This is a genomic window from Bacillota bacterium (genome assembly GCA_024655925.1).
GTDB lineage: Bacteria > Bacillota > DTU025 > DTU025 > JANLFS01 > JANLFS01.
In genome coordinates, this window is record JANLFS010000146.1 from 1 (window position 1) to 5,169 (window position 5,169).

At 56.9% G+C, this 5,169-nt stretch carries 5 protein-coding genes; all 5 read right to left on the bottom strand.

Annotation, left to right across the window (positions count from 1 at the left end; translation table 11 throughout):
* Window positions 1-527 precede the first annotated feature (527 nt).
* A complete protein-coding gene (locus NUW23_14945) occupies window positions 528-1,268 on the bottom strand; it encodes a methyltransferase domain-containing protein (protein ID MCR4427457.1) in 741 nt (246 codons plus the stop codon).
* Window positions 1,269-1,646: 378 nt separating this feature from the next.
* Window positions 1,647-2,237 carry a class I SAM-dependent methyltransferase gene (locus NUW23_14950; protein MCR4427458.1) on the bottom strand — a complete coding sequence of 197 codons (591 nt, stop codon included), beginning with the start codon at window positions 2,235-2,237 and terminating at the stop codon, window positions 1,647-1,649.
* Between the two features lie 283 nt (window positions 2,238-2,520).
* Window positions 2,521-3,414, bottom strand: coding sequence for a hypothetical protein (locus tag NUW23_14955; GenBank protein MCR4427459.1), 894 nt, complete (start codon window positions 3,412-3,414; stop codon window positions 2,521-2,523).
* A gap of 280 nt (window positions 3,415-3,694) precedes the next feature.
* On the bottom strand, window positions 3,695-4,366 hold the full coding sequence (locus tag NUW23_14960; GenBank protein ID MCR4427460.1) for a DNA alkylation repair protein: 672 nt from the start codon (window positions 4,364-4,366) through the stop codon (window positions 3,695-3,697).
* Between the two features lie 552 nt (window positions 4,367-4,918).
* Window positions 4,919-5,169: hypothetical protein (locus NUW23_14965; protein ID MCR4427461.1), on the bottom strand; the 251-nt coding region annotated here is incomplete at its 5' end.

Below are 5,169 nucleotides of genomic sequence, written 5' to 3' on the forward strand. Positions count from 1 at the left end.
GTTTAACGTGTGCATCGAAAGATGCGTTCCCGGCCACCAGCTTCGGTATAGGTCGTCGGTAGGGTGAAGCATGAAGTCGATGACGCGACTGGCACGCATTCTTGGAACGTACATGGACGATTCAACTGTAAACGTCGGTACACGCCCCCCTCCCGCGAACCTGTGCCCGGCTACTGATTCCACCTATCCCAACTATCCCAATAGCCCCGATACGGGCAGGCTAATGAGTCTGAGGAGAGACCCACTGTCATTGCCGCATTGTTCCTGCCTCCAAGGTCAGAGTCGGCAACCTCTGGCCCGTCCCTTGGCACGCAAACCTCCGGCACAGGCACACACGATTCGGCTCGGAGGCTCCGACCGGTGGCAGGGCAGGCCGGCGGTGCCGAGCGCGACTTGCCCGGCTCCTCCGGGTGAGCCGGCACCTACACATCATCAGCCGCTGCGCACCGTTCGACGTGGGTATGCCGTCGGGGCAGGTAGACCGTTTTTCCCCTCTCCTTGTCATTGTCCGATGCCGCCCGCACCTGTTACCTTAGCACGAACACGCCCCACCCGAGATAGCGCCGGCCATACTGCAAGTAGACCCGGCGGTTGTGGCTGATCCAGTCGAGCAGGGCGGACGCGTCGGGATCATCGGGGTTGGCACGCAGGAAGTCGTCCACCGCCATCCACTGCGGCGCTTCGTACCGATCCCAGCCATCGTGGTTCGCCAGAACCATCTCGATCAGGCGCATGCCCGCCGACTCAAACCGATCGAGCGTGCCGTCCAGGGTAACATAATCATCCCTGCCGATCTCCAGGGCGGCATAGGCGGCCTCCGGCGGCGGCTCGATCCAGTAGGGTTCGCCGACCAAGATCAGCCCCCCCGGCCTGAGCGCCGGCTTCATCAAGTCCAGCGTGCCGACCAGGCCGTTCCCGATCCATGTCGCGCCGATGCAACTTACCACGTCGAAGTCGTGGGTCGGCCCGGGATACTCTCCGGCGTCGCCCTGGACGAACGTCAATCTATCCGCCACGCCCAGTTCTGCGGCTCGTTTTCGCGCAGCTTCAAGAAACACGGTGCTGATGTCCACGCCCACGCCGCTGATGCCGTACTTCTGCGACCAGCGGCACAGCATCTCCGCCTTGCCGCAGGCCAGGTCCAGCTGCCTGATACCGGGATGCAACCGGCAGATCTCGCCCAACAGCATCAGCTGGTCTTCGGTGAACGGATTCAGGATCCGATGATAGGCTTCGGCGATTTCGTGAAAACGCAACGACACGGCAATTCCTCCTTACGACGGCATTTCGCCGCCGATTCTTCTTCCTCGCGAACAAGGACAATCCGCGTGGGCGGCCGCGTGAGGCAACCGCCTCCGGGCGCAGCTTCAATCCTCCTCATGGACTGGTCTCAAGGCCATACCTGGTGAGTGCGGACCACTTATCCCTCAATCGCCACCGCTCTCAAGAAGCAATCGCTGATCGATCCAAACACCTGTGGACATGACCACATCAGCGGCTGTTCCCCTGGAGTTGACCCGTCTTCATGGACGGCTCACAGCCGCGAGACGGGTCTCTCATTCGTTTGCTGAGAGGCTTGTCCCCCATGGACCACCCTACCACTCTTCTGGAGAAGACACCGATCAGCGCGAGAGGAAGGTTGTGCATCAAGCCGAGCAGGCACGCACCGGCTTACCGAGCTGTATGCGGAATGCCTCACCCATTTCCTCTGTGGTCAAGATGTCGAATCCCGCTCTCTTGCCCATCTCAACGTAATACTTCATGTCCTGTTCAGCATCTCTCCAGAGGACTCCGTATGCTGTGCTGACCAACTTGTCTGCCAGCCTGACCTCCAATGGAACCACGAAGATATCTTTGGCTCCTCCCGGGTATCTAGGGATCCTCGCATCCCAGATGGTGAACACGCCTCCATCCTTCAGAACCCTGTACACCTCGTCAAACACCCTCTGATGATGCCGTCTTTCTATGTACATCAGCGTAAAGAACGATGTCACTGCGTCGAACGACGTGTTCAGGAACCCCATCTCTCTGGCATCCATGACGATCTTTAGCGGACCTTCGGGTGCCTTGGCGAGTTCATCTCGTCCGGTATCGATCGCCACAACTCTATCGCCCAGAAGCTGTCCAATAATCCCTTCTCCTCCGCCACCGATGTCCAGAATCCTACCATCCGGCGTGAACTCGGTCAGATCAACCCTTTGAACGTCAGCTGAGAACACTCTATCGTCGCGGCTCATGTACGAGACCCCCTTCGCTACCACTCGCGCTCTCGATGTCGCGCTCTAGATGCCTGCACCCTCTATGTCGCACTCTCGATGCTTGCACCCTGTGGAGACCGCCTGAGCGATGCCTAGGTCGTGATACGTATCCTCATCCTGCCATAGCTCAGGGAAGTCCAGTAGACGCAGACGGCATGGGCCATAGACATCCCTTGGTCTGCGCATTAGCTTTCGCGAAGTCACCACTCCAATGCTGCAAGGCTGGGTTTCGTAGAACCGCGATCCGAGCACAATCAGCCACTTAACGGCTACTGAACACACGTCCATAGCCTCTGAACTCGTCTATGCTCGAGAACTCGTTGATCGAGACGCCATGCCTCTTGAGGACGGCAACGAGCCTGGCTTCGTGCTCGGTCGCGGACTCCTTGGCCAGTTGGTATTTCCCTTCACTCAGTGGTGTGCAGAGGTCAGGGAAACCGTGGTCACCGTAGTTGCTACCGAGCAGACCCTTCACTTCTCTGACGATGTGGTTGGCTGCGAAAAACGCCTTGGCATGCTCCGCGTTGTCGCACGCATGGTACAGCTTATTGTAAGTGGACTTAAGCTCTTCATAGAAGCCTCTTGCGGTTTCATCGGATATGACCGGCTCTTCTCTACCCTTGGCATCGGAGACCACCAGATCAACGCTGTGGATCAGCGACCTGACATCTCGTAGAATGGCCTGTGGGTCATTGCCGCTGATCACTGCTCGGAAGAGATCCATGAACCCATCTGGTACGACGGAGAATCGCCGCAGTTCATCTTCTGCCCTAGCTGCCCCTTTCTTCGTGTAGGTGGAATTGGCATACGCCAGCGCAGCTAGGATCTCCTCGAGGATGTCGGAGCTAGCCAACCTAACTCGCTCGAGATCGCTGCTATACAGGCAAGCATCGAAGAAGAGAGCCTTTGCCTCGCCGAGGATCCGCTCTGCTTTTCCCAGCAACAGTGGCCTTTTCTCCGGCGTCATCAGCTCTTCAATTCGTCTCTTCAGCGAATTGAACCTCTCCAGATTCTGATCATCCCCGTAGTAGACAACGCGAGCGTCAGCAACGATTGATACGAGACACTCATCGAAGTTGGCTATGCGCTCGGCGCGCTCCCAGGATATTGGCCACAGATCGTATCCAATGCCGTTAATGATGAACTGATGGCTCATCTGATAGCCTCGCGGGGTGTTGGGGATGAAGTAGAAATCTGTGTCCGACACCGGGGTTGGGGTGCCGACGACGTGTGACCCGTAGCAGGCCACAATCGCTGTGTCCTAGGAGAACACGGTCTCCACCCTGTCAAGCAGACTATCGACGATTTGCCGCTTGTCCTGTGGCAGGTCGATGCTGAGTCTCATCTTCTCCTCTACTCCTCAAGTCTAGCGACTGAGATCAGCTGTGCTCGAGCCGATCAGTCCAGCATTACTTTGTTGGCATTCGCAAAGGGCCTTAGCTCATCAGCTCTTCTCTTGATTTCGAGTCCATCTTCTCGATGGCGTATCTCAGCGATACTCTGGGCATGACCTGCTTCCGCTCCATGACGAAATCGTATACCAGCTTCGGATCCTTGTTGGAGATCTCCTTCAGCATCCAGCCATACCCTTTCCGCACCAAGTCATGCTCATCCAATAGCAGTCTGTCTGCGATTTCTAGCCCTTGCTTGAACAGCCTCCCTCGTCGGATCGAGTATATCAGGACGACGGCAGCCGCTCTTCTGACCCAGCAGTTATCGGACACGGTCCATCGGCGTATGCTGTCTATGCTGCTAGGATACTGAAACACGTAGAGACCCAAAGCGTGAGTGCACAGGTCGTCACAGCTTTCCCATCCAGACACATGGTCGTTTAGCCATCTGTAGAAGACCTGGTAGTCATCTTCGTCATAGCGCTTGATCCTGAAGGCGAACTCGAAAGCTATTGTTCTCTTCTCCCACTCATCGCACTTCAATGACTCATCGCAAATCTGCAGTATCGTCTGCTTGTCGCGACGTCTGACTCTCTGGTAGTGTCTCTTGCAGATGTCTCTGACAACCGAGGTCGGAATCCCACGATTTCCGCGCTTCTCTCTTTCCAACAGGATGTCGCGGCCTATGCTCTCCCTTATCTCTAGCACGTCGTTCATTGTCATCCTCCCATGTGACTCGCGCAACACCGTTAGCCTGGCTGTGAGCGAGCATTGCTTCAGTGCTCCTACCATATCCCTGGGAACGACCGACATCTCACCTTCTCAGAGTGGTCTCTGTAAGCTGCCGATTCCCTTTGGGACGTTGTGTCCGTCCCCCCGCAACGCAGCTCGGGTCCGGTTGAGGCATCGTGTCTTATCTGCCACAACGCGATCCCGATGCTTTAGGACGAGACGGACTTCCTGGATTTCTTTGGGCGGCACCCATACCGGACGCAGCGTCTCCAGCGCCAGCATCTCCGCCAGCCGTTTCGCATCGTTGCGATCACGATGGCGTCCGTCGCCGTAACGTTTGAGATGATTGGCGTCTGCAACGACCACTTAACCGGCGTGGGGAGCCAAGGCGTGGGGAGTCAAGATTTCATAAACGTGAAAGGCGTTTCAGGTTGCCTCGACCGCAATGTGCGTCTCGCCACCGACCTGATCCTTGATAGACTTCGACGCGGTCCTGCCCGGACCGCCGCGCCCAGTCCCGTCCGCTGGACACGCCTGTTAGGCAGATGAACCCGAGCAATGTCGCTCAAGGACACCTGGCAATGCTGCGAACTCTATGGTAAAGTGCTCATTCATCATCTGGGCGAATCGTGTCGAGAAGTATACTCTGAAGAGTGGGTCCAGAAGTCGCTCAAGTAGCCCAGAGTATCCCACCCTTATCGTGTGAGTGATTCTCGCACCGCCATCATCGTCATCAATCTTGATGACCAGCCAGCACGGTAGTTCCACGATATATATGAACTGCCAGG